This is a genomic window from Streptomyces sp. NPDC037054 (assembly GCF_055606745.1).
This window is the reverse complement of sequence record NZ_JBVJSJ010000001.1, coordinates 484,871-510,168: the sequence shown is the minus strand read 5'-3', so window position 1 is coordinate 510,168 and position 25,298 is coordinate 484,871. Positions and strand designations below refer to the sequence as shown.

The following is a 25,298-nucleotide window of genomic DNA, read 5'->3' as shown; positions in this document are numbered from 1 at the left end:
GCGGTCCGGCAGTTGGCAGGGTCCGGGGAACGCCGGGGAGCGGACGGTAACGGCACACCAAGGACGGTGAACGATGGGTCAGCGCAAGGACATCGATGGCTCGACGGGCGTCCCCACCTTCTACGGCAACGAGCTGCGCTGGAAACGCGAGGAAGCGGGGCTGACACTCCAGCAGTTGGTCGAGGGCAGCTTCTACGGCCCGAGCCACCTCAGCGAGATCGAACGCGGAACGCGGCGGATGCCGGCCGATCTGGCCGACCACGTGGACAAGGTGCTGGGCACGGACGGCTTCTTCCGGCGTCGTTGCGAGGACGTGCGGCGTGCCAAACGCCGGGGGCACGCGCGGTATTTCGAGCGGGTGCTGGAGGCGGAGAAGCACGCCAAGTCCATCGAGGAGTGGTGTCCGACCCTGATCCCCGGGCTGCTCCAGACAGACGCCTACGCACGAGCGCTCGTTCGGGCAGCCATGCCGCTGGCTCAAGACGAGGAGGTGGAGGAGAAGGTCAGCGCGCGCCTGGCACGGGCCCGCCTCTTCGAGGACAACCACAAGACGCCGATGTACTGGGTGATCCTGCCCGAGGTGCTCTTGCGGCAGCCGGTCCTTCCCTCGGAGCAGATGGCCGAGCAGTTGGAGCGCATCGCCGCACTGGCGAGCCGTCGCCGAATCGTTCCCCAGATCCTTCCGTGGAACTGCGGGCCGCACCCTCTCATGATGGGAATGGCCAAGATCATGACCTTCCCGGATGCTCCGCCACTGGTCTATCTGGAGTCGCAGCACAGCGGGGACACCATCGAGGATCTGGCTCTCGTGGAGGAGTACCGCCGGTCGTACGATCTGCTCAGGGCCGCCGCACTGCCACCGGAGGCGTCCCTCGCCATGATCCAACAAACGGCTGAGGATGTACGAAATGGCAAGCAGCGTGAGTGACTTCAGTACTGCCACCTGGCGCAAGAGCAGCTACAGCAATGGCACTGGCGGTGACTGTGTCGAGGTGGCCGAGGCCTTCCCCGGCGCCGCCCGCTGGCGAAAGAGTTCGTACAGCAACGGCGACGGCGGCAACTGCGTCGAGGTCTGTGACGCCCACGCCGCCGTCGTCCCCGTCCGTGACTCCAAGGTCCCCCACGGGCCGGTCCTCACCGTCACGGCCCCGGCGTGGACGTCCTTCGTCGCGTCCCTCAAGGGCGAGGGATGAGCGTTCTCACCGACTACTTCCGCGCGCCGAACGCCGAGGCGGTGGTGCGGGTGTTGGAGGAGACGGACGGCGGTTCGCCGCTCTTCGTGGACCCGCCGCCGTTCGAAGGGGTCGAGGCGAAGGGCGTGGATCCGGCTGTGGTGCTGGGGCAGCTCGTCGCCGCCGTCCGCCGGACCGAGTGGAGCGTGGACCTGGCGGACGGGGCGACCGTGTGGCCGACCTCCCCGGCGCCGGGGCCGCAGGGTCCCGAGAGTGAGGACGATCCCTGGGCGACCGGCCCGTGGGTGTCGGAACTGCCGTCCCCGGTACGGGACACGCTGGCCGGGGTGGCCGACTCCGACGTCTCCGCGGTCGTCGCCCGGTGGGTGGAGGCGGAGGAGCTTCAGGGAGCCGACGCCGGGAGCGTGCAGCCGCTCGCCGAGGATCTCTTCCGGCTCGCCGCGCGGGCCCGGGACGCCGACGAGCGGCTCTACTGCTGGATGTCCCTTTGAACCCGCCCGCACGACGGCCGGCGGGCCGCGGCGTCGCGCCCCTCAGGCCGCGTCGGTGTCGTGGGCGGTGAAGGTCACGTGGGTGTCGTCGTCGTCCAGGGCGATGTTCAACTTCGCGTCCAGCGCCTTTGCCAGCTTTGCGAGAAGCGGCAGCGTGGGGACGGTGTCGGAACCTTCGATCCGGGAGATCTTGGCCTGAGTGAGGCCGGCGCGGTCGGCCACCTCGGTCTGGGTGAGGCCGAGTTCCGTCCGCCGGTCGTACACGGTTTTGGCCAGTGCCACGGACAGCCGGATCGCGCGCCGCGCCTCCGACACTTCTTCGGGCTCGGTGAAACCCTGTGCGATCTTCCGTTCCCGCAGGCTCTTCCAACGGCTGTGGCTCATCGCTCCACCTCTCCCTCGTGAAGCTGGGCTTGCTACGGGAGCAGGGTGAACGCGGGCGCGTGGCTGGGACGGACGACGCTGAAGTGGCGGCGGTCCAGCGTCGCGATTTCGACCGCGCGGAACTTCTCCGCCACGGCCACGACGAACGCGTCTGCCGTTCCCAGGGGAAGGTCTGCATACCGTTCCACCAGGTCGGCGGCGCGTGCGGCTTCGGAAGGGGTGACTGGGACCAGGTCGTACACGCGGTCAGCCACATCACGCAGGAAGTCGGCCTCGGCCTTCACGCCTGCCCGGCTGGAGAGCATGTAGCCGATCTCCGCCACGAGCGGTGACGGCAGTAGCAGCGGACCCGGGTGGTTCTCCAGTAGGCGCACACAAGCGGCGTGCTGATCATCCTTGCGGTTGGCGGCCGCGACGACGGGGCCAGTGTCGATGACGATCACGCGCTGCGTCGCTCCTGACCGTCCCAGGTCTCACGCACGATGTCCTTGGCTCGCGTCCCGAGGTCGGGGTCGCCGTCGAAGGAAGCGGTCGTGCGGAAGCGCCGACGAGGGCGCTCGTCGTGTTCCGCCTCGGCCCACCCGCGCAGTAGCTCTATGGCGTCCATCAGCCGGTCCTCCGGCAGAGTGTCCAGCAGGCGGTGCGCTTCGTCGCGAACGGTCATATCAGTCAGTCTACGACCCCTGAAGCCACTCGGTCCGGGTCTTGCCGGTGCGCTGAGTGCGGGTTCGTGGCGCCCGGTCCGCGCGTCGCTGCGGGTGCACGCGGACCGGGGCCGTCAAGGGGGCGAGCCCAGGGCTCAGCGGGACGCGAGTTCGCGCGGCTCCAGGGCCGCGGCGTGGGCGTCCATGCGCTCGGCGGACAGGATGGCGGCCGCCGTGTCGGCGCGCGAGGCGGCGACGACGAGGGCGCGTCCGGCCAGGGTGTGGGCCCGCCGGTGCAGGGCGAGGGCCTGGGACGCGGGCGCGTGCGCCGACGCGCGGGCCGGCGGACGACCGCCCCGCAGCCGGGTCACCTGCGCGGCGAGCCGCTCGGCCGCGGCGTCCAGATCGGTGGAGGGGGCCAGGGCGCGCAGCTCGTCGGTGACCGCGAGCAGCGCCGCGAGGTGGCCCGCGAGCTGGATGTCCAGCTCCTCCTCACGGGACCGGTGCGGGAAGTCGGTGCCGGCCGTCGTGCTGTGGACCGACTTGGTGCGGATCGGTTCGTACATGGGACGGCCTCCTGAACTCCAACAGGAAACCATCCTAGCTTAGATTTCGTCTAAAGTTGTCCGGGACCCCAGGATGCGGCGTCAGGGCTGGCTGTAGCCGTCCAGGAAGCGGCCGATGCGGCCCATCGCGTCCCGCAGGTCCGTGACCGCGGGCAGGGTCACCACCCGGAAGTGGTCCGGCTCGGGCCAGTTGAAGCCGGTGCCCTGGACGACCATGATCTTCTCGCGGCGCAGCAGGTCCAGGACCATCCGCCGGTCGTCCTTGATCTTGAACACCTTGGGGTCGAGGCGCGGGAAGAGGTACAGCGCGCCCTTCGGCCGTACGCAGGTCACGCCCGGGATCTGCGTCAGCAGCTCGTACGCGACGTCCAGCTGCTCCTTCAGGCGCCCGCCCGGCAGCACGAGGTCGTTGATCGTCTGGCGTCCGCTGAGCGCGGCGACCACGCCGTGCTGGCCCGGCATGTTCGCGCACAGCCGCATGTTCGCCAGGATCGTCAGACCCTCGATGTAGGAGTCGGCGTGCGCGCGCGGGCCGGAGATCGACATCCAGCCGACGCGGTAGCCGGCCACCCGGTACGCCTTCGACATGCCGTTGAAGGTCAGGGTCAGCAGGTCCGGGGCGATCTTCGCGGTGGGCGTGTGCGTGGCGCCGTCGTAGAGGATCTTGTCGTAGATCTCGTCGGAGCAGACCAGCAGGTTGTGGCGGCGGGCGATGTCGGTCAGGCCCTTGAGGACCGTCTCGTCGTAGACGGCGCCCGTCGGGTTGTTCGGGTTGATGACGACGATCGCCTTGGTGCGGTCGGTGACCTTCCGCTCCACGTCCGCGAGGTCGGGCATCCAGTCGGACTGCTCGTCGCAGCGGTAGTGCACGGCCGTGCCGCCGGAGAGCGAGACGGCCGCCGTCCACAGGGGGTAGTCCGGCGCCGGTACGAGCACCTCGTCGCCGTCGTCGAGCAGGCCCTGCATCGCCATGACGATCAGCTCGGAGACGCCGTTGCCGACGAAGACGTGCTCGACGTCCGTCTCGATGCCGAGGGTCTGGTTGTGCATGACGACGGCCCGGCGCGCGGCCAGGAGGCCCTTCGCGTCGCCGTAGCCGTGCGCGGAGGACACGTTGCGGAGGATGTCCTCCAGGATCTCGGGCGGGCACTCGAAGCCGAACGCGGCCGGGTTGCCCGTGTTGAGCTTGAGGATGCGGTGACCGGCAGCTTCCAGCCGCATCGCCTCCTCGAGCACCGGGCCCCGGATCTCGTAACAGACGTTGGCGAGCTTGGTCGACTGGATCACCTGCATGTCTGGGAGCTTACGGCCCGGTAACGCCGCCCGGGTCGTGTTTTCCGCCACGTGAGACGCGGCGGTTTGGGCGGTTATCGCCGTCCGCTGTCCCAGGAGCCCCTCCCGTCCCTACAATGCGCGGCCATGTCCAGGCCACCGCAGTACGAAAACGGGCCGTACGGTGCGACTCCGGCGTACGGCGACCCCGGCGTGCCGGACGTCCAGGGTGCGCACGGGGCCGGCGGTGAGCCGCCGGCTCCCCCGAACGTGTACGTCCCACCGGCGGCACCTCCACCGGCCTACGACGAGTACGCCGATCCGGCGACGGCCCACGGCTGGCAGAACGAGTACGACGAGACGCGGACGCTTCCGCCGGTGTCGGTGCCCACGCCGGTGCCGGAGCCGGGCCCCCGGGCGGCCGGCGCCCGCCGGGGCGCGCGCCGGAAGCCGAGCCCGTGGCGCTCGCGGCGGGTGGCCGTCGCCGCCGGTGCGCTGGGCGCGGTGTCCGCGGCGGCGCTGATCGCGGGCTTCTCCTTCGGTGGCTCCGAGGGCTCCTCGGGCGGCGCGGAGGGCAAGGACGACCGGCCGAAGCCGACCGTGACGGAGCCGGGGGACGGGTCGGAGGCGGAGGCCGGCGCGTCGGCCGACGCGGAGCCCACGGCGTCGGCGGGCGGCGGCGGCACGGGCCCGGGAGCCTCGGCGTCCCCGGACGCGAGCGCGTCGGACACCGGCTCGGGACCGGCGTCCGCGAGCCCGTCCCCCGGCGCGGCGACGACCCCCGCCCCGGCCCCCACGAGCGCCGCCCCGGGCGGCCCCCACGCCGCCGACGGCAAACCGGGCAAGGGCGGCGGCAGGGGCCCCAAGTAGCGGGCCCGCGGCCCACCCCGCCGGCTCACGCCGGTGTTCTGCGTACCGCCCGCCCCGCCAGTACGTCCGTGCGCCTGCCGTTCTCGACGGCGAACCGGCCGTTGACCAGGACGTGGGGGATGCCCGTCGGGAGCACGCGCGGGTTCTCGAACGTGGCGCCCGCCGCCACCGTCGCCGGGTCGAAGAGGACCAGGTCGGCCGCGTGGCCCTCGCGGACCAGGCCCCGGTCCGGCAGGCGCAGCCGGGCGGCCGGGCGGCCGGTCAGGTGCGCCACGCACTCCTCCAGCGACAGCACCCCCAACTCCCGTACGTACCGGCCGAGATAGTGCGGAAACGTGCCGTACGCCCGGGGGTGCGGCTTCGCGCCCTGGAGGATGCCGTCCGAGCCGCCCGTGTGGACCCGGTGCCGCATGATCGTCCGGACGTTCTCCTCGTGGCCGACGTGCTGGAGGATCGTCGGGGCCAGCCGGTCCGTGAGCAGCAGGCGGCGCGCCACCCGCCACGGCGTCTCGCCCCGGTCCGCCGCCGACCGGGCCACCGTACGGCCGACGTACTCCGTCAGGGCCGGGTCGCCCACGCCCGAGATCTCGATCGTCTCCCACTCCACCGGCACGCCGTGGCAGCCGTCCGAGCCGACCTCCTCCAGGTGGTGGCGGATCCGTTCGGCGGTCTCGTCGTCGGCCAGGCGGCGCAGGATCTGCTCCGGGCCGCCCTCGCTCGCCCAGCTCGGCAGGATCGCCACCAGCGTCGTGCAGCCCGGCGTGTAGGGGTAGGTGTCCAGGGTGATGTCGGCGCCCGCCGCGAGCGCCTCGTCCAGCAGGGCCAGCAGTTCGGGCGCCCGGCCCTCGTTCACGCCGAAGTTCATCGTCGCGTGGGCCAGGTGCAGCGCGCAGCCCGCCTCGCCCGTCAGCGTCACCATCTCCCGGTACGCCTCCAGCGCGCCCGCGCCGTAACTGCGGTGGTGGGGGCAGTAGTAGCCGCCGAACGCCGCCACCACCCGGCACAGCTCCGTCAGTTCGGCGTCCTTGGCGTACATGCCCGGCGTGTACGTCAGCCCCGACGACATGCCGACCGCGCCCTGCTCCAGGCCCTCCGCCACCAACCGCCGCATGCGGTCCAGCTCGGCCGGGGTCGCCTCCCGGTCCTCCCAGCCGACCGCCAGCGCGCGGACCGTGCCCTGCGGCACCAGGTACGCCGCGTTGACCGCGATGCCCCGCCCGTCGACGCCCCGGTCGAGGCGGTCCAGGTACTCGCCCACCGACCGCCAGTCGAAGTCGACGTCGTCGCCGTGGCCGTTCCAGCCGGCGATCGCGCGGCGCACCTCGCCGAGCGTGCGGTCGTCCACCGGCGCGTACGACAGGCCGTCCTGGCCGATCACCTCCAGCGTGACGCCCTGCGCGACCTTCGCGCTGTGGTCGGGGTCGCGCAGCAGCGCCAGGTCGCTGTGCGCGTGCATGTCCACGAAGCCCGGCGCCAGGACCAGGCCCTCCGCGTCCAGTTCCCGCGTCGCGCGCGGCCGTTGGCAGCCCGCTGCCGCCGCCTCCCGCACGATCGACACGATCCTGCCGCCGTCCACGACGACATCGGCGCGGTACGACGGGCCGCCCGTGCCGTCCACGACGTCCGCGTCCCGGATGACCAGGTCCTCCATGACAGCCCGCCTCCTCAGAAGAACGTGCGGATGTAGTCGACGACCGTGCCGTCCGCCTCGGCCACGGGGATCAGCGGCCACTTGTCGAAGGACGTGCACGGGTGGGACAGGCCCATGCCGAGCCAGTCGCCCACCTCCAGGTCGGCGCCCGGCTCCGTGCGCACCCAGGCGTGCTGGTCGGACACGGCCGTCACCGTGACGCCGGTCGCCGGGCGTTCCACGCCGTCGCGCCGGACCACCTGGGCGAGAGGCAGGTCGAGGTCGTACGCGGCGTCCCGCTTGCCCGCGTTGACGAACGCCTGCTCCGCCGACGGCCGCGACACCACCTGGGCCCACAGCCGGAACGCGGGCTCCAGGGCGCCCTCCTCCGGGACCCGGTTGAACGGGGTCAGCCTGCGGTAGTGCCCGTCGTCGTGCGACACGTACGCGCCCGAGCGCAGCAACTTCAGCACCGGCAGCGACAGTTCGGGGATCTCCGCGAACACCTCGGCCACCGCGTCGAACCAGGCGCTGCCGCCCGCGCTCACCACGATCCCGTCCAGGCCCGCGAAACGCCCCGCCTTGTCGAAGTCGACGGCCAGTGCCACGAGCCGGCGCAGCCACGCCCGCACCCGCTCCGGGTCCGCCCGCGGGACCTCGCCCTCGTAGCCCGCGACCCCGGCCAGCCGCAGCGTCGGTACGGCCGCCACCGCGTCCGCGACCGCCGCGCACTCCGCCTCCGTGCGCACGCCGGTCCGGGCGCCCTCGCCGCCGGCCAGTTCCACGACGACGTCCACCGGCCGGGGCGCGCCGCGCAGGGCCGCGTCCATCAGCTCCACGCCGCGCGCGGAGTCGACGTAACAGACGAACCGGAACGCCGTGTCGGCGGCGAGCTGGTCCGCGATCCACGACAGCGCCGCCGGGTCCACCAGCTCGTTGGCGAGGAAGACCCGCTCGATCCCGAACGCCCTCGCCACCCGCACCTGGTGGGGCACCGCGAGCGTGATGCCCCACGCCCCGTGCTCGATCTGCCGCCGGAACAGCTGCGGTGCCATCGAGGTCTTGCCGTGCGGGGCGAAGGCGAGGCCGTGCCGGGCCGCGTACGTCTCCATCAGGCGCAGGTTGTGCGCGAGGCGCTCGGCGGACAGGGCGAGGACCGGCGTCGTGAAGCCGCCGGTGAACAGGTCGCGGCGCTGGGCGGCCAGCTCGCGGACCGTGAGGCCGTCGGCGTCCGGCGGGAGGCCCTTGAACCGGTGGTCGACGCGCTCCTCGGCCAGACGGTCGAGAGCTTCGCTGCTCATTACGGCCTCCCTGATCAGGTGAGTTGCATTCTCTGCAACACCCATTGCGTATATCGCTTACCGCTGTCTAACATCTCGGCCAACACGGGGTCAACGGATCCGACCCGACCCCCCGCGCCGAGGAGCTACGACCATCGTGACCGTCACCGGACCCCGCAAGGCCCCCGACGTCGTGGACGTCGTCGCGCTCGGCGAGTCCATGGTCACGTTCCTGCCCTCCCGGCCCGGCCGCCTCGCCGACGTCCCCTCCTTCGACCGCGCCATCGGCGGCGCCGAGTCCAACGTGGCCTGCGTGCTGGCCGCCGCCGGGCACACCACGCGGTGGGTCGGCCGGGTCGGCGCCGACGGCTTCGGCGACCACCTCGTGGAGACCATCGCCGGCTACGGCGTCGACACGAGCGCCGTACGCCGCGACCCCGCCCGCCCGACCGGCGTCTACTTCCGCACCGCCGGGGACCGCGCGACGGACGCCCACGAGGTGGCGTACTACCGGGCGGGCTCGGCCGCCTCCGCGATGGGCGTCGGCACCGTCGACCGCGCCGCCTGCCGCGCCGGCCGCGTGCTGCACCTGACCGGCATCACGGCCGCCCTCTCCGCCGACTGCCTGGACCTGCTGCGCGACCTGACCGCCCCCGCCCCGGACCGGCCCCTCGTCTCCTTCGACGTGAACCACCGGCCGGGCCTGTGGCGCGGCGACCCCTCCGGCGCCCGGGTCCTGCTCGACCTCGCCCGCCGCGCCGACCTCGTGTTCGTCGGGGAGGACGAGGCCGCCGAGGCCTGGGGCGTCACCGGCGGCGCGGAAGCGGTCCGCGACGCCCTGCCCGAGCCGGACCTGGTCGTCGTGAAGCAGGGAGCGGCCGGGGCCACGGCCCTGGGCGCCGGCCGGCCCGCCGTGTCCGAACCGGCGCCCCGCGTCACCGTCACGTCGGCCACCGGCGCCGGCGACGCCTTCGCCGCCGGATTCCTCTCCGCGACCCTGCGCGGCCTGCCCATGCGGCAGCGCCTGCGGCACGGCCACCTCACGGCCGCCGCCGCCCTCACCGCCCCCGGCGACCTCGCCCCACCCCCCGCCCGCGCCCACGCCGACCGCCTCGCCGCCCTCGACGACGCCGCGTGGGGGAGACTGCGACTCGGCCCCGGCTGGACAGCCGCCGACGACGACCGGGCCGACGAGGAGGCACGCACGCCATGAGCCAGACCGTAGACCGAGCGCTGAGCATCCTGCCGCTGCTCGCCGAGGGCCCCGCCGACCTCGGGCAGGTCGCCGACCGCCTCGGCGTGCACAAGTCCACCGCCCTGCGGCTGCTGCGCACCCTGCACGAGCACGGCTTTGTCTACCGCCAGTCCGACCAGCGCTACCGCCTCGGCGCCCGCCTCATCGCGCTCGCCCAGGAGGCGATGGAGAACCTCGACGTCCGCGAGATCGCCCACCCCCACCTCGTCCGCCTCAACGAGACCTGCGGCCACACCGTGCACCTCGCCGTGTACGAGGAGAACGAGGTCCTCTACATCGACAAGGTCGAGAGCCGCTACCCGGTGCGGATGTACTCCCGCATCGGCAAGCCCGTCGCCATCACCGTCGCGGCCGTCGCCAAGCTGCTGCTCGCCGACCTGCCCGAGCCCGAGCGCCGCGCCGTCGCGGACAAGCTCGACTACCCCCTGTACACGGCCCGTTCGACGCCGAACGCCGACGCCTTCCTCAAGGAGCTGGCCACGGTGCGCGAACAGGGCTGGGCCACCGACCTCGGCGGCCACGAGGAGTCCATCAACTGCGTCGCCGCGCCGATCCGCGGCGCCGACGGCCGGGTGGTCGCCGCGATGTCGGTCTCCGCGCCGAACGTCGTCGTCACCGCCGACGAACTCCTCACCCTGCTCCCGCTGGTACGCCGCACGGCGGACGCCATCAGCGGCGAGTACTCCGGCAGGACACCAGCAAAGGGCACCGCATGACCGAGAAGACCGCACTCACCCCGAAGACCCACACCACCCCGCCCGCGAAGTTCTCCCACGGCGTGAGGAAGGGCAACATCCTCCAGGTCGCCGGGCAAGTCGGCTTCCTCCCGGCCGAAGAGGGCAAGCCGCCCACGCCGGCCGGCCCCACCCTGCGCGAGCAGACCCTCCAGACCCTCGCCAACGTCAAGGCGATCCTCGAAGAGGGCGGCGCGACCTGGGACGACGTGATGATGATCCGCGTCTACCTCACGGACACCGCCCACTTCGCCGAGATGAACGACCTGTACAACACCTACTTCGAGGAGCAGGGCCTCACCCAGCCGCCCGCCGCGCGCACCACGGTCTACGTCGGCCTGCCCGCGGGACTCCTCATCGAGATCGACGCGCTCGCCGTCCTCGGCTGACGCCTCACCCCCGACTCCCCACCCCCGTACACGGTCACGGCGCGGCACCCACACCCCCGGGCGCCGTGCCGCGATCCCCCCTGCCCGAAAGCCCCATGCCTCCCGTGCACTTACGCAGAGGACCCCCGCATGTCCTTCCCGCACCTCCCGCTCGCCGCCGCCCCCGCGCCGGCCGAGACCCCGCCCCACACCGGCGGCCTGCTCCTGCTGATCGACGGCACCGCCGGCCTGCTGACCGTCGCCGCGATCGGCATCGCGCTGCTGCTGTTCCTCATCATCAAGGCCCGGCTCCAGCCGTTCGTCGCGCTGCTCGCCGTGTCCATAGCCGTCGGCCTGCTCGCCGGGTTGTCGGTCACCGAACTCTTCGGCACCGTCCAGCGGTCCGACGCCGTCTCCACCATCGAGTCCGGCATGGGCGGCATCCTCGGACACGTCGCCATCATCATCGGCCTGGGCACCATGCTCGGCGCGATCCTCGAAGTCAGCGGCGGCGCCGAGGTGCTGGCGTCCCGGCTGCTCGGCCTGTTCGGCGAGAAGCGGGCACCGCTGGCGATGGGCCTGACCGGCCTCATCTTCGGCGTGCCGGTCTTCTTCGACGTCGGCATCTTCGTCCTCGCCCCGATCGTCTACGCCGCCGCCAAGCGGTCCGGCAAGTCGGTGCTGCTCTACTGCCTGCCGCTGCTGGCCGGCCTGTCCATGACCCACGCGTTCCTGCCGCCGCACCCCGGCCCGGTCGCCGCCGCCGGACTGCTGCACGTGGACCTCGGCTGGGTCATCCTCATGGGCATCGTCTGCGGCATCCCGGCCGTGCTCGCCGCCTGGGTGTTCTCCGCGTGGATCGGCCGCCGCATCTTCGTCGCCGTGCCGCAGGACATGGTGGAGGCCGCGGCCGAGGCCAGGCAGGCCGTCGTGGACGAGCAGCGTTCCGCCGGCGTCGAGCCGCGCGAGGAGCCCGTCGCCCTCGGCACGGTCCTCGCCATCATCGGCACGCCGCTGATCCTCATCCTCGCCGCCACGTTCTCCTCGATCGCCCTCGACCCGTCCACGCTCCGCTCGGTCGTCGAGTTCTTCGGCAACCCGTTCGTCGCCCTCACCCTCGCGCTCGTCCTCGCCTACTACCTGCTCGGCATCCGGCGCGGCTGGTCCCGCAAGTCCCTGGAGACCGTGTCCACGGCCTCCCTCAAGCCGGTCGGCAACATCCTGCTGGTGGTCGGCGCGGGCGGCGTGTTCGGCGCGGTGCTCAAGGCGAGCGGCGTCGCCCAGGCCCTGTCCGACACCTTCAACGGCGTGGGCCTGCCGGTGATCGTGCTGTCGTACCTGATCTCCGTGGTGCTGCGCGTGGCGCAGGGCTCGGCCACCGTCGCGATCGTGACGACGGCCGGCATCGTGGCGCCGCTGCTCGCCGAGGGCGACCACTCGCAGGCGTTCGTGGCCCTCGTCATCATGGCGATCTCCGCGGGCTCCATCTTCGCCTCGCACGTCAACGACGGCGGCTTCTGGATGGTCGCCAAGTACTTCGGCATCAGCGAGCGGGACACCCTCAAGACGTGGACCGTGCTGGAGAGCGTGCTGTCGGTGGCCGGATTCGCGGTGGCCGCGGTGCTCAGCGTGTTCGTGTAGAGGCGTGGACGCGGGGGCGGACGCGCGGTGTTCGTGTAGGCGTCTGATAACGAAGTCGGGTCCGGCTGTGACCGACACAGGTTTGTCGACCATACTGCTCCGCTGTGGAGCAGCGCATAGGTTCGAGCAGCCAGCCCCTGGAGGGCGCCGGATTCGACCCGGCATTCATCCCCGGGCTCACCTCACCCGTGTCCGGCGAGGACGCCAGGCCGGGGAAGGCCGCGGACACCGCGGCCGAGCCGGAGGAGAGCGAGGAGCAGGAGCCCGCCGCCCCCGAAGCGGCGGAGTCGGCCCCCTCAGCGGGGGGACCGGCTTCCGAAGGGGAGGAGCAGGCCCCGGAAGCGGCGGAGCCGGCCCCCTCCGAGGAGGAGGCCGACCCCGACGGACCCGTCTTCGACGCGTCCGACTTCCGCGCCAGGATCGTCGCCGACCACCGGGGCGTACGCCTGCGTCTGGACGACGAGGAGTGCGAGTTCCGCTGGGACGAGATCGCCGCCGTGGAGACGGAGTCGCCGCGCTTCGGCAAGCGGTTCACCGTCACGGTCCACACCCCGGACCGCCGCTGGTACCCGATCGAGATCCTGGCCGGGACCAAGTCCCAGCACAAGGACTGGGACGAGGCCCTCGACAAGGTGCTCGACGCGTACTTCGAGGAGGACGCCGGCGAGGACCGCGACGGGAACTCCCCCGAGAACACCGCCGAGGAAACCGCCGGGAACGCCGACGACGACTGAGGCTCCGGGGCGTCAGCCGCAGTACTGGGCGGCCTTGCCGATGGACCGGTACATGCAGTCGGCGTTCTCCAGCAGTTGGAGCACCGCGTCACGGTTGCGGGACGTCTCCCGCTCGATCACCTCGTCGGGCGGGTAGAACCCACCCCCGGTGCTCGATCGCGGATACATCTCGAAGGTGTATCCGAAGATCTTCTGGCTGCCCCACAGCCAGTCGTCGATCGACCCGTCGGTGATGTACAGGTCGCTGGACTGCTCGGCCGTGTAGCCGTTGCTGGCGCCCATCTTCTGCCCGACGGCGGCGAAGGCGTTCCGGTCGTCGGCCGTCATGCCGGTCGTCGTGTCCGAGTACGTGTAGCCGAACGGCCACAGCACCAGCTCGCTGTACGTGTGGAAGTCGATGCCGGCCGTGATCTGCTGCTTGCCGCCGACGATCCGGCTGCGCACGAAGTCGGCGACCACCTTCACCTCGGGCGCCGACTCGGGCGCCGCGCCGCGGTAGGTGTCCGAGGACGGCGAGCCCGAGGAGCCGCCGCAGCAGCCCCAGCGGTAGTTCCAGTTCCGGTTGAGGTCCGTACCGACGTACGAGGAACCGGAGTTGGGCTGGCGGTTCTTGCGCCACGAGCGGTAGGAGCCGGACGCGATGTCGTACTCGCCGCCGTCCGGGTTGAGGTCCGGGAGGATCCAGATCTCCCGGTTGTTCACCATGTTCGTGACGCGCGAGTCGCTGCCGTAGCCGGCGCCCAGCTCGCGGAGCAGGTACAGCGCCATCTCCACGGTGAGGTGCTCGCGGGCGTGCTGGTGGTGCGTGAACAGCACCTCCGGCTCGGCCTCGTCGCTCGCCACGTTGTCGCTGATCTTGATGGCGACGATGTCCCGGCCCTGGTACGACTTGCCGATGACGCGCTTGCTCATGATGTTCGGGTACGCGGCGAGACGCTGGTTGATCTCCGCGTTCATCTCGGCGTAGTTGTGGTAGCGCGAGTCGGCGGACGGGAAGTCGTAGAGCCGGATGTCGTCCGCCGCCGTGGAGCGGTCGGGGGCGGCGCCGAGGGGCTGGACCTCGTAGCCCTGCTTGCGGAGTTGGCGGATCTGGGCCGCGCGTCCGGAGACGACGACGGTCTCCTCGTCGGCCTCGTCCACGGTCACGCCCGACGCCGCGATGGCGGTCCGCATGGCCGGGGTGCTGTGGTGGACGTGGATCTCGTACTGGCGGACCTCGTCGGCCGTCGTGGCCGTCGCGCGGGCGCTGTCGGCGGTGGCGTCGGACGACGTCGCCGACAGGGGTGCCGCGAGGGCGAGGGCGAGGAGGCCGGCGAGGGCGGCGGTTCGTCTGCCGCCGCGCAGGCGCGAGCCTCGGACGCCTGAGCCTCGGATGCGGAGTCGCATGAAGTCTCCTTGGTTCTCCAGGGATTCCGGGGTCTCCGGAAGTGGGGAGTGGAGCTGGGGGCGTCTGACAAGTGCCGCCCCTTGGGGGGTGGTTCAGCGACGTGCGGGTGGAGCGCCCGGTGTGCGGGCCGCCGCTCATCGTTCAGGGTGTGGCATGCGCAGGTCAATAGAGAACGGGGCGCGAATGACATGAACCGACCGCAAATCGGCCGCACAGTGTACGCAAGGCGTCCCCATAAGGGAATTTGACGGCGAAAAACCACACGTCCGTGTGGCAAGTGCGCGCATATATGTACGACACGGGGGGTGGTGAGGTTCCCTCAGTGCGGCTCGTACGGCTGCGGTCGGCGACAGCCGTACGAGCCGCCCCCGGCGCCGGTCCGGTACGCGCATCGCGTGAAGATCCCGGCACGCCCTCTTGTCCGCCCGGCGCCCATGGGCTTTCTTGACCTGCATGGCGGACACCACGGGAAACACCAGCAAGGCCGCGGCCGGCGGCGAGCCGGACTCCGGCCGCCGCAAGTCCAGTTGGCGGTACATCGGGCCCGGCATCGTCGTCGCCGCGACCGGCGTGGGCGCCGGCGACCTCGTCGCCACCCTCATCGCGGGCAGCAATTTCGGCTACACGCTCCTGTGGGCGGCGGTCCTCGGCTGCATCGTCAAGATCTCCCTCGCGGAGGCGGCGGGCCGCTGGCACCTGTCCACCGGCCGCACCCTGTTCGACGGCTGGGCGAGCCTCGGCCGCTGGACCACGTACTTCTTCGTCGTCTACGTCGTCGTCTGGGGCTTCGTCTACGGCGCCGCGGCGATGTCGTCGAGCGCGCTGCCCCTCCAGGCGCTGTTCCCGGAGGTGATGGACCTCCAGTGGTGGGGCGTCGCCTGCGGCCTGGTGGGCCTGGTCTTCGTCTGGTTCAACAAGTACGCCGTCTTCGAGAAGGTCATGACCGTCCTCGTCGGCGTCATGTTCGTCGTGACGGTCTACCTCGCGATCCGCGTCACCCCGAACCTCCCCGACGCCCTCGCCGGCCTGCTCCCGGTGCTCCCCGACGAGAAGGACTCGGTCCTCAACACCCTCGGCCTGATCGGCGGCGTCGGCGGCACCATCACGCTCGCCGCGTACGGCTACTGGGTCAACGCCAAGGGGTGGACCAACACCGGCTGGATGAAGGTCATGCGGCTCGACAACCGCGTCGCCTACGTGACGACCGGCGTGTTCGTCGTCGCCATGCTGTTCGTCGGCGCGGAACTGCTGCACGCCGCCAACGTGTCCCTCGCGAGCGGCGACAAGGGCCTCGTGCAGCTCGGCGACATCCTGGAGCAGGAGTACGGCGCCGCCACGGCCAAGTTCTTCCTGATCGGCTTCTTCGCCACCTCCTTCACCTCGCTGATCGGCGTCTGGCACGGCGTGAGCCTGATGTTCTCCGACTTCGTGGCCCGCGAACGGGCCGCCCGCGCCGGCCGTCCGGAGGCGCGGGGCGAGGAGATCGCGGCCGGCGACCGCGAGCGCTCCTGGCCCTTCCGCGCGTACCTGCTGTGGCTGACCTTCCCGCCGATGGTCCTGCTGTTCCAGGGCCAGCCCTTCCGCCTGGTCATCATCTACGGCGTGCTGGGCGCGGCGTTCATGCCGTTCCTGGCGCTGACCCTGGTGTGGCTGCTCAACTCCTCCCGCACGCCGAGGGAGTGGCGCAACGGGGCGCTGAGCAACGCGATGCTGACGGTCGCGGGGCTGCTGTTCCTGGTGCTGTGCGTCAAGCAGATCTGGGACCAGCCGTGGGCGGACTTCTTCTAGATCCTTCCCGCCGAGGCCCTCAGGCCAGGGTCTCCCACGTCCGGTCGAGCGCGATCTCCCGCAGTTGCTCCATGCTCAGCGCGGGGGCGTCCCTGGTGGCGTCCTCGTGCTGGGCCCCTGTGTTGAAGGCGCTGATCACGACCCGGCGCCCGTCCTCCCGCATGGTGTCGACGGTCCACATGACGACGCCCTCGCCGCCCTTCTCGCCCGGCCCCTGACGGGTGGCGACCTTCGTGCCGTCGGGGAGCGTCTCGGCGTCGCCGTAGAGCTCGTCGGCGACGTCGCGCATGTCCCGCTGGACGTTGATCTGGACGAGGCTGCGGCCCTCGCCGTCGTCGACGACGACGTAACCGAAATCGCCCTGACCGCCGCGGTCCACGACGTCGACGCCCTTGGGCATCCTGGCGGCGAGCAGACCGGCGATGCGCTCGCCGGGGACGGACGACGGCGGTTCGGCGGAGGCCGGGGGCTTCCTGTCGCTCTCGGGGATCGCGTCGACGAGGGCGGTCCACCGCGGGTCCATGACGGCCTTCTTCAACTCCACGGCGGACAGCGGCGGTTCCGGCCGGCTGATCGGCGCGTCCTTCTCGGCGGCGGCGTTCCACTCGTTCAGACTGACCTGCTGCCCCTTCGGCGTGACGAGGACCGCGTGCCACCACTTGGTGTCCACACGGCGGTCCGGATACTCGTACCCCTGGAACACCACGACCCGCGCACCGCCGGGCAGGGTGTCGGTCGTGCAGGCGTCGTACGGGGTGAAGACCTTGTCCGGGCACTGCGTGAGGGAGCGGGCCTCCTCGCTGCCGGGCGTGGTGCGGCCGAGGCTCACGGACACGGCCGCGGCGCCGTCGCCGTCGTCGTAGACCACCTTCGCGTACGGCGAGGCCATTTCGCCGTCGGCGCCGCGCGACTCCTCGCCGCTGAACTCGCCGCCGGGCAGGAGGCTCTTGAGCGTACTGAGCACGTCGTCGCCGGAGACGGAGCCGGCGGCGGGGGAGGAACCGCCGGTGGGCGAGGGGTCGCCCGTGGGGGAGGAACCGCCGGTCGCGGTGGGCGTGTTCGCGGCCCCGGAGGCCACCGGACGCCGTCCCTCACCGCCGACGCTCGCGACGCCGCCGTCCGCGCTGCCGGCCGGCAGGAGCAGCGCGCCGCCGACGGCCACCAGGGCAATACCGGCGGCGCCGGACACGACGGCCGCGCGGCGGCGCAGCTGGATGCGCCGCCCGCGGGCCCGGCCGCCGGTGGCGAGGGCGGCGCGGTCGGTCTCGAAGGCGTCGCCGGTGTCGCGCAGGGCGGCGGCGAGTTCTTCCTCGAAGGGGTCGCTGTGCTGGTCGACGGGCATGGCTGATCCACCGTTCCGGGATAGGTGTGGAAGACGAGTCGGCGAAGTGGGGTGAGCGGTCGGCGCTGGGGGGACCCCCTACGGTCTGGCGTACTCGTTGAGGTCCTCGCCGAGCAGCTCGCGCAGCCGGGCGAGCGCGCGGACGCACCGGGTGCGCACGGCGGCCGAGCTGGCGTTGAGGGTGTCGGCGGTCTCCTGGATGGACCGGTCCTCCCAGTACCGCAGGACGATCACGGCCCGGTCCTTGGCCGGCAGCCGCGCGAGCGCCTCCAGCAGGGTGAGCCGCAACGGCAGGTCACGCGCGGCGCCGGGCCACTCGGGAAGCTCCCCCGTGGCCCGCTCGGAGCTGCTGCGCCGCCGCTGGTGGGCGAGGAACGTGCGGGTGAGCACGGTCTGCGCGTACCCGGCCGGATTCCCGACCCGCGACACCCGGCCCCAGCGGACGTACAGCCTGCCGAGGGTCTCCTGGACGAGATCCTCGGCCAGATGCGTGTCCCCGGCGGTGAGCAGACAGGCGGACCGGTACAGATGCCCCGCCCGCGCCGCCGCGAACTCGGCATACTCGTCCGCCCCGATCTCCCCCATGCGTCCCCCTGCCACCCGCCCTGCCGGGGCACACGACGCGCACCCCCACCTCATTGATGCGGTGGACCCCGGGGAATGTTTCAGATGGACGCAACGACGGGCAGGGCCCTCGCCGTTGTCGCGGTGGGGCCCTGCCCGCTCAAGCGCCTGTTCAGCGATCGTCCGCCGAGAGGTGCTGGAGGTGTCGCATGAGGAGTTCAAAGTCCGACCATGCTTTGAAGCAGAACTCGCGATCGTTCATATTGATGTCGTGTACTGCATCGGTAAAGGCTGGGCTCTCGAGCCCTTGCGCTTGAACGAGGATTCGACTGGGGAGTAGCAGCCAGTTCCTTCTCGTCGTGTCGAGCGTCCACTCGACTTGAGTAGGTGTCGATTCGACGGTGTTCGCTATTTGTTGCGCGATTTCGTCTCTTGGAGACTTGTAACGCCACCCCAAGTAAGGTACCTGCGGGTGGCCGTACACGGGATTTGACTCTGCGGGCAATTTGAACCATGCGATCTCTCCAAACCTGCTCAGAGTCTGCCTGGCGTCAATGCTTCGACTCGACATGTGAAGCTCCCGTCGCGTATCACCAGAGGGGTCCAGAATACCCTCCGTCTTGGATGAGCAGCTTCTTTCCGGGATTTAGTAGTCGAATGGCTCTCTCGTAATCACCGTAGGGGATTGGGTCAGAGCTCATGGCCGGATCGTACACATACCTCCCGTCCGTGTACACGTCATGGTAACGGTATTCAGTTACTAGTCGACCTGAATCCTCAGGGATATTTATAACCGGATCACCGCGCATGGTGAAGTTGATGATCTGTCCCCCACCTCCTGTCTCTCTGAGGATTCTCTCGGCGATCTCTGAACAGTCAATGTTCCCGCCGATCGGCGCGGCTCTCATGGCGGCGACTGCTGCCTCATTGGGAGGGTGATGCGGATTAGGTTCTCTGAAATCGAAAATCCCTCGAGTGTTTTGAGCGTCGGGGCAGTCGGGTGCAAGGCCGAGTGAATCGGATCCGGTCTGTGGATTCCGTACGTAGATGGCAGGGTTGGGGGAAGGTGCTAGTCCAAGGGGGTCGGGCGTAAGGTAGCGTCCCGTTTCTGGGTCGTACTGACGGAAATAGTTGTAGTGAAGCCGGGTCTCAGGGTCGTAGTACTGGCCAGGAAAGCGCAGCGGCGTGTACGCGGTACTGCTCGCTTCCCAGGCTGTTGTGCCCCACAGGGTGCTTCGCGCTCGCCATGTGACGTTGCCTTGTTCGTCGACCAGTTCGGTCGGTGTGCCCACCAGGTCGGTCACCATGGCGAAGAAGCGTGAGTCGATCACCTCTTGAGGGGTATCCGCCGCCGTAATGCGTTCCAACTGGGATATCGGGTGCAAGCCGCGGTGCTCCCAGGTCAGCGTGACCGGGTTCGGAAGGTCAGCGGACGTCGTCGTCTGTTCGCACAGGGTGGTGCCGTCCCACGTGAACGTGACCTGCTCGGCCGTCTCGCCGTCCGCCGCCAGGCGAATTTTGGCCGTGCGGCGGCCCAGTGGGTCGTACGTGTAGCGCCAGCGTGTGCCGTCCGGGGTCACTACCGAGGCGAGTCGGTCCTCGGCGTCCCATTCGTATCGCCAGGTATCCGGCTTACGGGACAGGCGGGTCTTCTGCCGCAGAGTGATACGGCCGAGGGCGTCGTGTTCGTAGCGGACGTTGCCGGCGCGGGTGATGCGGGTGCCGGTGTACTCGCGGGAGCCAAGGGCCTCGCTGCCCGGATGACCGGTCGGCCAGAACGCCTGGGTCTGGTTGCCCGCTTCGTCGTAGGAGTAGGTCTCCGTCCAGCTTCTGGCGTGAACCGCCGTCACTCGGCCGACCACGTCCAGGTCGAAACGGCGAAGACCCGAGAACTGGTCGTCCACGCCGATCAGGTTGCCGTCGGCACGGTAGGCGTATGTGCGGTGTTGAACCGACCTGCGGTTCTCTCCGGCCAACACCGACTGGGTCGTCTGACGACCAAGAGCGTCGAAGGTGTGATCCAGCGTGATCGTGTCGCCGATCCGGCGGGAGAGTTCGCGGCCTGCAGGGTCGTAGGTGAAGTCGATGAGATGATCGGCGGCGATCACCCCCGTGATGTGGCCGGCCGCATCATAGGACCACCTCGTTGCCGCGCCCGTCGGCGTCGTGCGGCTCGCCCGTCGACCCAGTTCGTCGTAGGTGTAGTTCACCTGTCGGCCGTCGACCGCCTCCGAGACCACCCTGCCGTGGCTGTCCCGTCGCACCGACAGCGTCGTACCGTCAGGGCCCGTCGCCTCCGACATCTGGTCCGTCGCGTCGTACGCGTACCTCGTGACCCGGCCGTCCGCGACCTTCCTCGTCACTCGTCCCAGCGCATCCCGCTCGAACGACACCACCACGCCCAGGGCGTTCGTGCGCGTGGACAGACGGCCCGCCGCGTCGTGCGTGTACGTGAGAGTGCGGTCGTCGAAGTCGGTCTCGGCGATCAGGCGGCCGGCGGGGTCGTACTCGTAGGACCAGGTCAGGCCCTGCGGATTCACGACCTTTGTCAGCCGAAGCTCCATGTCGTGCTCGAACTCGTGGCGGACGCCGTCCGGACCTGTGCGAGCCGTCAGCACGTCGAAGTGCGTGTACTCGAAGCGTGAGACATTGCCCAGGGCATCGGTGTGGCTCGTGCAATTGCCCTCCCCGTCGTACGTCCATGCCTGCGTGGCGCCGTCCGCCGTCGTGCTCCGGACCAGGCGGCCCTCGACCGTCCAGTCCAGGCGCGTCACGGCCCCAGTTGAGTCCGTGATTCTGACGGGACGGCCGAAGGCATCCCGCTCGTAGCGGGTTGTCGCGCCCAGAGGGTCGGTGATGGCGACCGGGAGGCCCGCGCGGTCACAGCGGACTGTGGTCGTGTGTCCGAGAGAGTCCGTCAGGGACGCGAGGTGGCCCGACTCGTTGTACGTGAAGTGGGTTGTCAGGCCCGCTGCGGATGTGACCGCGACCCTGTTGCCACGTTCGTCGTACGTCTGGCGTATCTCCGTACCGTCCGGCCTCGCCACCCGAACCGGCAGGCCCAGTCCGTCGTACTCCGCCGTCGACTCGAGACCGTCCGGGCGGATGACCGAAATCAGATTGCCCGCGTCGTCGTAGCGGGACGAAGTCGTGTGGCCAAGTGCATCGGTGCGCGACAGGAGCCGGTTGTGACGGTCGCGCTCGAAGCGCGTCTCGGCGCCCACCGGGTCGGTCTCGGAGACGACCTGATAGCGGTCGTTCACGAGGTAGCGGTAGACGTTTCCCGTGCCCGTGACGGCCGTTGTCGTACGCAGCGCCGTGTCCTGGTCCCGTTCACCGTAGGAGAGGCGCAGGCTCATATGGCCTGCCTCGCCGCCCTCCGCGATGCAACGATCGCGGTCGTCGTACTCGTAGATGTAGCTGCGGTCGTTGGTATCGGTCCACGAAGTGATGCGACCCGCTTCGTCGTACGTGAAGCGGAGAGGCAGACCGGACGAGTTCACGACCGCTGTGAGGTCGCCTGCGTCCGAGTAGCCGTACTCGACAAGTCGGCAGTCGCTGCCGTCGTCCGCAGCGCCGACCAGGTGCAGGGCAGTGACACGGTTGTCCTCGGTGGTGATCCGGATGCGGTAGCCGCCGCTGTGGGACACGGCGACGGGTGCGCCGCCAGTGTCGTATTCGTAGCTGATCCAGTTACCGTTGCGGTCGTCGATCTGCTCCAACAGGGCATGACCGTCGGTCCGTTGTGTGAAGTGCCAGGTGCGGCCCGCGGCCTGGTCGGTGATCGTGTAGCCCTCGGACTCGCGCCGCAGCGCCCAACGCGGACCCTCTGCCGACAGACTCATGCCGCCGACGGCCGGGTGAGGGTAGGCAAGGATCAGACCGTCCTCGTGGACGAAGACGATGCGGTCGTCCTCGATTTCGAGCCGCTGGTCCACAGTGCTCGACCAGGAGGGCCCGAACCAGCGCCCTGCGCGATAGCCGGACTCCGCGCGGCGCTTGAATACCAGAGGGAGAGTGCCGGGCAGCGTCACGTCGGTTTGCGGCAAGTACATCTTGCCGGTGGCCAGGTCGACCGGGTCGGAGGGGTTGTTCTCGGTGTGGTGGCCGGGATCACTGTGGGCGCCAGGGCCGGCCTCGTCAAGGTGGGCGCCGCCTGTGCCGAGCCCTGTGGGTTTGCCCAGAGAGTTGCGGCCGTCCATGTGCCGGGCCAGAGTGCTCGCGCCCTTGAAGAAGGCTCCTCCGGCCAAGCTGGGTGCCATGTGGCCCAGCATGCGCATGGGGTCCTTCTCGAATTCGTCCCAGGTGTTGGAGGCGCCCTGGTAGACGTTCTTTGAGAATGCGACCGGGTCCCTCACCGCGGCGATGCCGCCGTCGAGGACCATCGCCCCGTCGTGGAGGTAGGCGCCCGGCTCGGTCAGCAGGCGGCCCGGGTTGACCGTGATTCCGAACTCGACGAGGGAGTTCCAGCCCTCCTTCGCCCCACCCTTGAACCGCTCCCAGTCACTCGGTCTCTTCGGCGCCTTCTCCGCAGCCTTTCTCAGCCTCTGTCTGACAGCCGCCGCAGCCTCGGTAACCTCGTCCTTCGCGGTCTCGATCATGCCGACCAGCTCTGCCATCAGCGTCCGGCCCGGGTCCTCGGCAGGGGGCTTGGTCCCGCCCGGCTCACCGGCCTTGACCGCTGCGTTGTAGTCGTCGACGGCCTTGTCATAACGGCGGGACAACTCGCGTGCTGCCGGGGCCTCTTCGGTGAGAATCCGCTGGGTCAGACGCTGAGCGCCGTCCAAGGCCTCCCGGTAAGCCAGGACCGCGGCGCCCGCTGTCAGAAACGCGTCGAGTGCGTCGTCAAGCTCCTTCGGCAGCTTTTTGACCGTCTTGCGGAACTCCTCGGCCGCCTCTCCCTGCCAGGGATCCGTGTTCAGCTTGCGGAGCTGTTCGGAGCCCTCGCCGAACTGGGCCGCCGCTGCGCCGAGTTTCTTGATCAGCTGGTCCAGCTCGGCAGGTTTGCCCGGTATCCAGTCGTGGACCGTGTCCTCCGGACCTATCCAGATCCTGCGGAAGAAGCGCTTTTCCGTCACCGTGCCACCGCTCCACTCTCGGCCGGCATGGCCTTCCGCTCCGCTGTGCGGCCCCCGTTCGCAAGCATGTGACCAAAGATCACATGAACGCCGTGCGAGAGGCAACGCGTCCCGCACCCTCGCCAGCTGATGTCGACGGGCTCGTCGTCGCGCCGGAGCACAGCTGGCGCCGGGTGATTTGGGCGGGTGTGCTGCCCACCGTGATCGCCGTGCCGCTGGTACCGGCAGCGGCACGGGCATGGCGAAGGGCAGGGACTCCACCGACGCTCCCACGCCGGTGCGGTCCCTGACCCTCGGGCTTCGCCGGTCGTTACGGCAGCGCGTGCACGTGCGGGCCCACCGCGTTCGACCACGCGTTGCCCGCCGTCGCGTCCCAGTTGGTCGACCAGGTCATCGCGCCCCGCAGGTCGGGGTACGTCCGCGACGGCTTGAAGGTGCCGCAGTTCGTGCCCTTGGTGAGGCAGTCCAGGGCCGCGTTCACCACCGACGGCGCGACGTAGCCGCTGCCCGCGCCGCGCGTCGACGCCGGGACGCCGATGCCGACCTGGGACGGGGCGAGGCCGCCCTCCAGCTGGATGCAGGCCAGGGCCGTCAGGAAGTCCACCGAGCCCTGACTGTAGACCTTGCCGTCACAGCCCAGCATCGAACCGCTGTTGTAGTACTGCATGTTGACGACCGTGAGGATGTCCTTCACGTTCAGCGCCGTCTGGAAGTACGAGTTGGACGTCGACTGCATGTCGATCGTCTGCGGGGCCATGGTCAGGATCATCGACGGGCCCGCCTTCGCCGACAGCGCCCGCAGCGCCTGCGTCATGTACGTGGCGTTGAGGCCGTTCTCCAGGTCGATGTCGACGCCGTCGAAGCCGTACGTCTGCATCAGCGAGTGGACGGAGTTCGCGAAGTTCGTCGCCGACGCCGCGTCGTTCACCGTGACGGTGCCCTTCTCGCCGCCGATCGAGATGATGACCTTCTTGCCGGCCGCCTGCTTCGTCCTGATGTCGGCCTTGAACTGGTCGACCGTGTAGCCGTTCAGGCCCGCCGTGTCCAGGTTGAAGGTCACCGCGCCCGGCGTCGGCGTCGCGTCCGCGAAGGACACGGCGATGATGTCGTAGTGGTTCGGCACGTCGGTGAGCTTCTGCACCACCGCGCCGTTGTTGAAGTTCTGCCAGTACCCCGTCACCACGTGCTTCGGCAGCGTGCCCCCGCCGCCGTCCTGCCGGGGCGCCGTACGGGCGGTCACCGTCGCCGACTTGGCCGACTCGCCCGCCGCGTTGCTCGCGGTCACCTGGAAGCCGTACGACGTGTCCGCCGCGAGGCCCGTCACGGTCGCGGAGGTGCCGCTCACCGCCGTCACCTTCGTGCCGTCCCGGTAGACCGTGTAGCCCGTCGCGCCCGCGACCGTGTTCCAGGCCAGCGAGACCGACGAGGACGTCGTGCCGGACACGGTCAGACCGGCCGGCGCGCCCGGCACGGTCGGCTGCGGGTCGGTGCCGCCGCCCCCGTCGGGGCCGAACACGGACACGTCGTCCACGTAGTAGGCGGCCTGTCCGTACCAGCCGTGCGTGTAGAGCGTGACCGACGTCGTCGCCGAGCCGGTCGTGAAGCGGGTGGTCAGCTGCTTCCAGGACGACGAGTCCGGCGTCCACGTCGACACGTCGGTGGTGCCGGTCCCCGTCACGCCCAGGTACGCGTACCCGCCCTGCACCCACGCGCTCAGCGCGTACGAGGAGTTGGGCTTGACGGCGACGGTCTGGCTGCAGCGGGCGTTGTCCTGGCCCGCCGGCGTCGCCTTCAGCGCGGCCGTGCCGCCGTGCACCGGGGAGGAGACCGTCGCCCCGCTGTTCGCGGAGCAGGTCCAGTTGCTCAGGCCGGACTCGAAACCGGCGTTCTTGGTGTTGTTGACGTCCGCTGCGGACGCCTGGCCGGCGCCGGCGAACGAAAGGGCGAGGGCGGCGAGCGCGGTCGCAGCCCAGAGCCGTCGGCGTCCGGGCAAGCCTGGTGCGCGGTCCACTGGGGCCTCCGGTGGGGAGAAGGGGGGAGATGGGGGAGATGGGGGAGCCGAGGGAGGTCGGACGGT

At 70.4% G+C, this 25,298-nt stretch carries 22 protein-coding genes; 10 read left to right on the top strand and 12 right to left on the bottom strand.

What is annotated here, in order from left to right; translation table 11 throughout:
• Positions 1–73 precede the first annotated feature (73 nt).
• The 3 genes from ACZ7D7_RS02265 to ACZ7D7_RS02255 are packed head-to-tail and all read left to right on the top strand — an operon-like array spanning position 74 to position 1,684.
• Entirely contained in the window at positions 74–928 is an 855-nt protein-coding gene (locus ACZ7D7_RS02265) for a helix-turn-helix domain-containing protein (protein WP_470821634.1), read from the top strand.
• Positions 909–1,193, top strand: coding sequence for a DUF397 domain-containing protein (locus ACZ7D7_RS02260; RefSeq protein WP_470821632.1), 285 nt, complete (start codon positions 909–911; stop codon positions 1,191–1,193). Before ACZ7D7_RS02265 ends, ACZ7D7_RS02260 begins: the two co-directional genes overlap by 20 nt.
• Positions 1,190–1,684, top strand: a complete 495-nt coding sequence (locus tag ACZ7D7_RS02255; protein ID WP_470821630.1) for a hypothetical protein — start codon at positions 1,190–1,192, stop codon at positions 1,682–1,684. The genes ACZ7D7_RS02260 and ACZ7D7_RS02255 overlap by 4 nt, the downstream gene beginning before the upstream one ends.
• A 42-nt stretch (positions 1,685–1,726) precedes the next feature.
• On the opposite strand, the gene ACZ7D7_RS02250 is transcribed toward ACZ7D7_RS02255, so the two are convergent.
• From ACZ7D7_RS02250 to ACZ7D7_RS02230, 5 genes are all read right to left on the bottom strand, one after another.
• Positions 1,727–2,068 carry a helix-turn-helix domain-containing protein gene (locus ACZ7D7_RS02250; protein WP_470821629.1) on the bottom strand — a complete coding sequence of 114 codons (342 nt, stop codon included), beginning with the start codon at positions 2,066–2,068 and terminating at the stop codon, positions 1,727–1,729.
• A 32-nt stretch (positions 2,069–2,100) separates the two neighbouring features.
• Complete coding sequence (locus tag ACZ7D7_RS02245) at positions 2,101–2,511, bottom strand: type II toxin-antitoxin system VapC family toxin (RefSeq protein ID WP_470821627.1); 411 nt, start codon at positions 2,509–2,511, stop codon at positions 2,101–2,103.
• Positions 2,508–2,732, bottom strand: a complete 225-nt coding sequence (locus ACZ7D7_RS02240; protein WP_470821625.1) for a hypothetical protein — start codon at positions 2,730–2,732, stop codon at positions 2,508–2,510. Before ACZ7D7_RS02240 ends, ACZ7D7_RS02245 begins: the two co-directional genes overlap by 4 nt.
• A 135-nt stretch (positions 2,733–2,867) precedes the next feature.
• Positions 2,868–3,278, bottom strand: a complete 411-nt coding sequence (locus tag ACZ7D7_RS02235) for an SCO4983 family protein (RefSeq protein ID WP_470821624.1) — start codon at positions 3,276–3,278, stop codon at positions 2,868–2,870.
• An 81-nt stretch (positions 3,279–3,359) separates the two neighbouring features.
• Positions 3,360–4,571 (bottom strand): pyridoxal phosphate-dependent aminotransferase, encoded by a 1,212-nt coding sequence (locus ACZ7D7_RS02230; protein ID WP_470821623.1) that lies wholly within the window; start codon positions 4,569–4,571, stop codon positions 3,360–3,362.
• A gap of 126 nt (positions 4,572–4,697) precedes the next feature.
• Between ACZ7D7_RS02230 and ACZ7D7_RS02225 the strand changes: the two genes are divergently transcribed.
• Entirely contained in the window at positions 4,698–5,420 is a 723-nt protein-coding gene (locus ACZ7D7_RS02225; RefSeq protein ID WP_470821622.1) for a hypothetical protein, read from the top strand.
• Between the two features lie 25 nt (positions 5,421–5,445).
• Here the strand turns inward: ACZ7D7_RS02225 and ACZ7D7_RS02220 are convergent, their stop codons facing one another.
• Both ACZ7D7_RS02220 and ACZ7D7_RS02215 read right to left on the bottom strand, forming a co-directional pair.
• Complete coding sequence (locus ACZ7D7_RS02220; protein ID WP_470821620.1) at positions 5,446–7,071, bottom strand: N-acyl-D-amino-acid deacylase family protein; 1,626 nt, start codon at positions 7,069–7,071, stop codon at positions 5,446–5,448.
• A gap of 14 nt (positions 7,072–7,085) precedes the next feature.
• On the bottom strand, positions 7,086–8,351 hold the full coding sequence (locus tag ACZ7D7_RS02215) for an amino acid deaminase (protein ID WP_470821619.1): 1,266 nt from the start codon (positions 8,349–8,351) through the stop codon (positions 7,086–7,088).
• Between the two features lie 136 nt (positions 8,352–8,487).
• Between ACZ7D7_RS02215 and ACZ7D7_RS02210 the strand changes: the two genes are divergently transcribed.
• The 5 genes from ACZ7D7_RS02210 (at position 8,488) to ACZ7D7_RS02190 (ending at position 13,062) form a co-directional block, all read left to right on the top strand.
• Complete coding sequence (locus ACZ7D7_RS02210) at positions 8,488–9,543, top strand: sugar kinase (RefSeq protein ID WP_470821618.1); 1,056 nt, start codon at positions 8,488–8,490, stop codon at positions 9,541–9,543.
• Entirely contained in the window at positions 9,540–10,301 is a 762-nt protein-coding gene (locus tag ACZ7D7_RS02205; protein WP_470821616.1) for an IclR family transcriptional regulator, read from the top strand. The genes ACZ7D7_RS02210 and ACZ7D7_RS02205 overlap by 4 nt, the downstream gene beginning before the upstream one ends.
• A complete protein-coding gene (locus ACZ7D7_RS02200; RefSeq protein ID WP_470821615.1) occupies positions 10,298–10,708 on the top strand; it encodes a RidA family protein in 411 nt (136 codons plus the stop codon). Before ACZ7D7_RS02205 ends, ACZ7D7_RS02200 begins: the two co-directional genes overlap by 4 nt.
• Positions 10,709–10,837: 129 nt before the next feature.
• The gene (locus ACZ7D7_RS02195) at positions 10,838–12,328 is read left to right on the top strand and encodes a GntP family permease (protein WP_470821614.1); all 1,491 of its coding nucleotides are present in this window, start codon (positions 10,838–10,840) and stop codon (positions 12,326–12,328) included.
• A 104-nt stretch (positions 12,329–12,432) separates the two neighbouring features.
• A complete protein-coding gene (locus ACZ7D7_RS02190) occupies positions 12,433–13,062 on the top strand; it encodes a hypothetical protein (protein ID WP_470821613.1) in 630 nt (209 codons plus the stop codon).
• Between the two features lie 12 nt (positions 13,063–13,074).
• On the opposite strand, the gene ACZ7D7_RS02185 is transcribed toward ACZ7D7_RS02190, so the two are convergent.
• The gene (locus ACZ7D7_RS02185; RefSeq protein WP_470821611.1) at positions 13,075–14,448 is read right to left on the bottom strand and encodes a M14 family metallopeptidase; all 1,374 of its coding nucleotides are present in this window, start codon (positions 14,446–14,448) and stop codon (positions 13,075–13,077) included.
• A gap of 454 nt (positions 14,449–14,902) precedes the next feature.
• On the opposite strand from ACZ7D7_RS02185, the gene ACZ7D7_RS02180 reads away from it, so the two are divergent.
• Entirely contained in the window at positions 14,903–16,237 is a 1,335-nt protein-coding gene (locus ACZ7D7_RS02180) for an Nramp family divalent metal transporter (RefSeq protein WP_470821609.1), read from the top strand.
• 19 nt (positions 16,238–16,256) lie between these two features.
• On the opposite strand, the gene ACZ7D7_RS02175 is transcribed toward ACZ7D7_RS02180, so the two are convergent.
• The 4 genes from ACZ7D7_RS02175 to ACZ7D7_RS02160 all read right to left on the bottom strand — a co-directional run bounded on the left by ACZ7D7_RS02175 (position 16,257) and on the right by ACZ7D7_RS02160 (position 25,232).
• Positions 16,257–17,579, bottom strand: coding sequence for a hypothetical protein (locus ACZ7D7_RS02175; RefSeq protein WP_470821607.1), 1,323 nt, complete (start codon positions 17,577–17,579; stop codon positions 16,257–16,259).
• A 78-nt stretch (positions 17,580–17,657) separates the two neighbouring features.
• Positions 17,658–18,164 carry a SigE family RNA polymerase sigma factor gene (locus tag ACZ7D7_RS02170; RefSeq protein WP_470821605.1) on the bottom strand — a complete coding sequence of 169 codons (507 nt, stop codon included), beginning with the start codon at positions 18,162–18,164 and terminating at the stop codon, positions 17,658–17,660.
• Positions 18,165–18,733: 569 nt separating this feature from the next.
• On the bottom strand, positions 18,734–23,221 hold the full coding sequence (locus tag ACZ7D7_RS02165; protein WP_470821604.1) for a putative T7SS-secreted protein: 4,488 nt from the start codon (positions 23,219–23,221) through the stop codon (positions 18,734–18,736).
• Between the two features lie 310 nt (positions 23,222–23,531).
• The gene (locus ACZ7D7_RS02160; protein ID WP_470821603.1) at positions 23,532–25,232 is read right to left on the bottom strand and encodes a chitinase; all 1,701 of its coding nucleotides are present in this window, start codon (positions 25,230–25,232) and stop codon (positions 23,532–23,534) included.
• Positions 25,233–25,298: the final 66 nt, after the last annotated feature.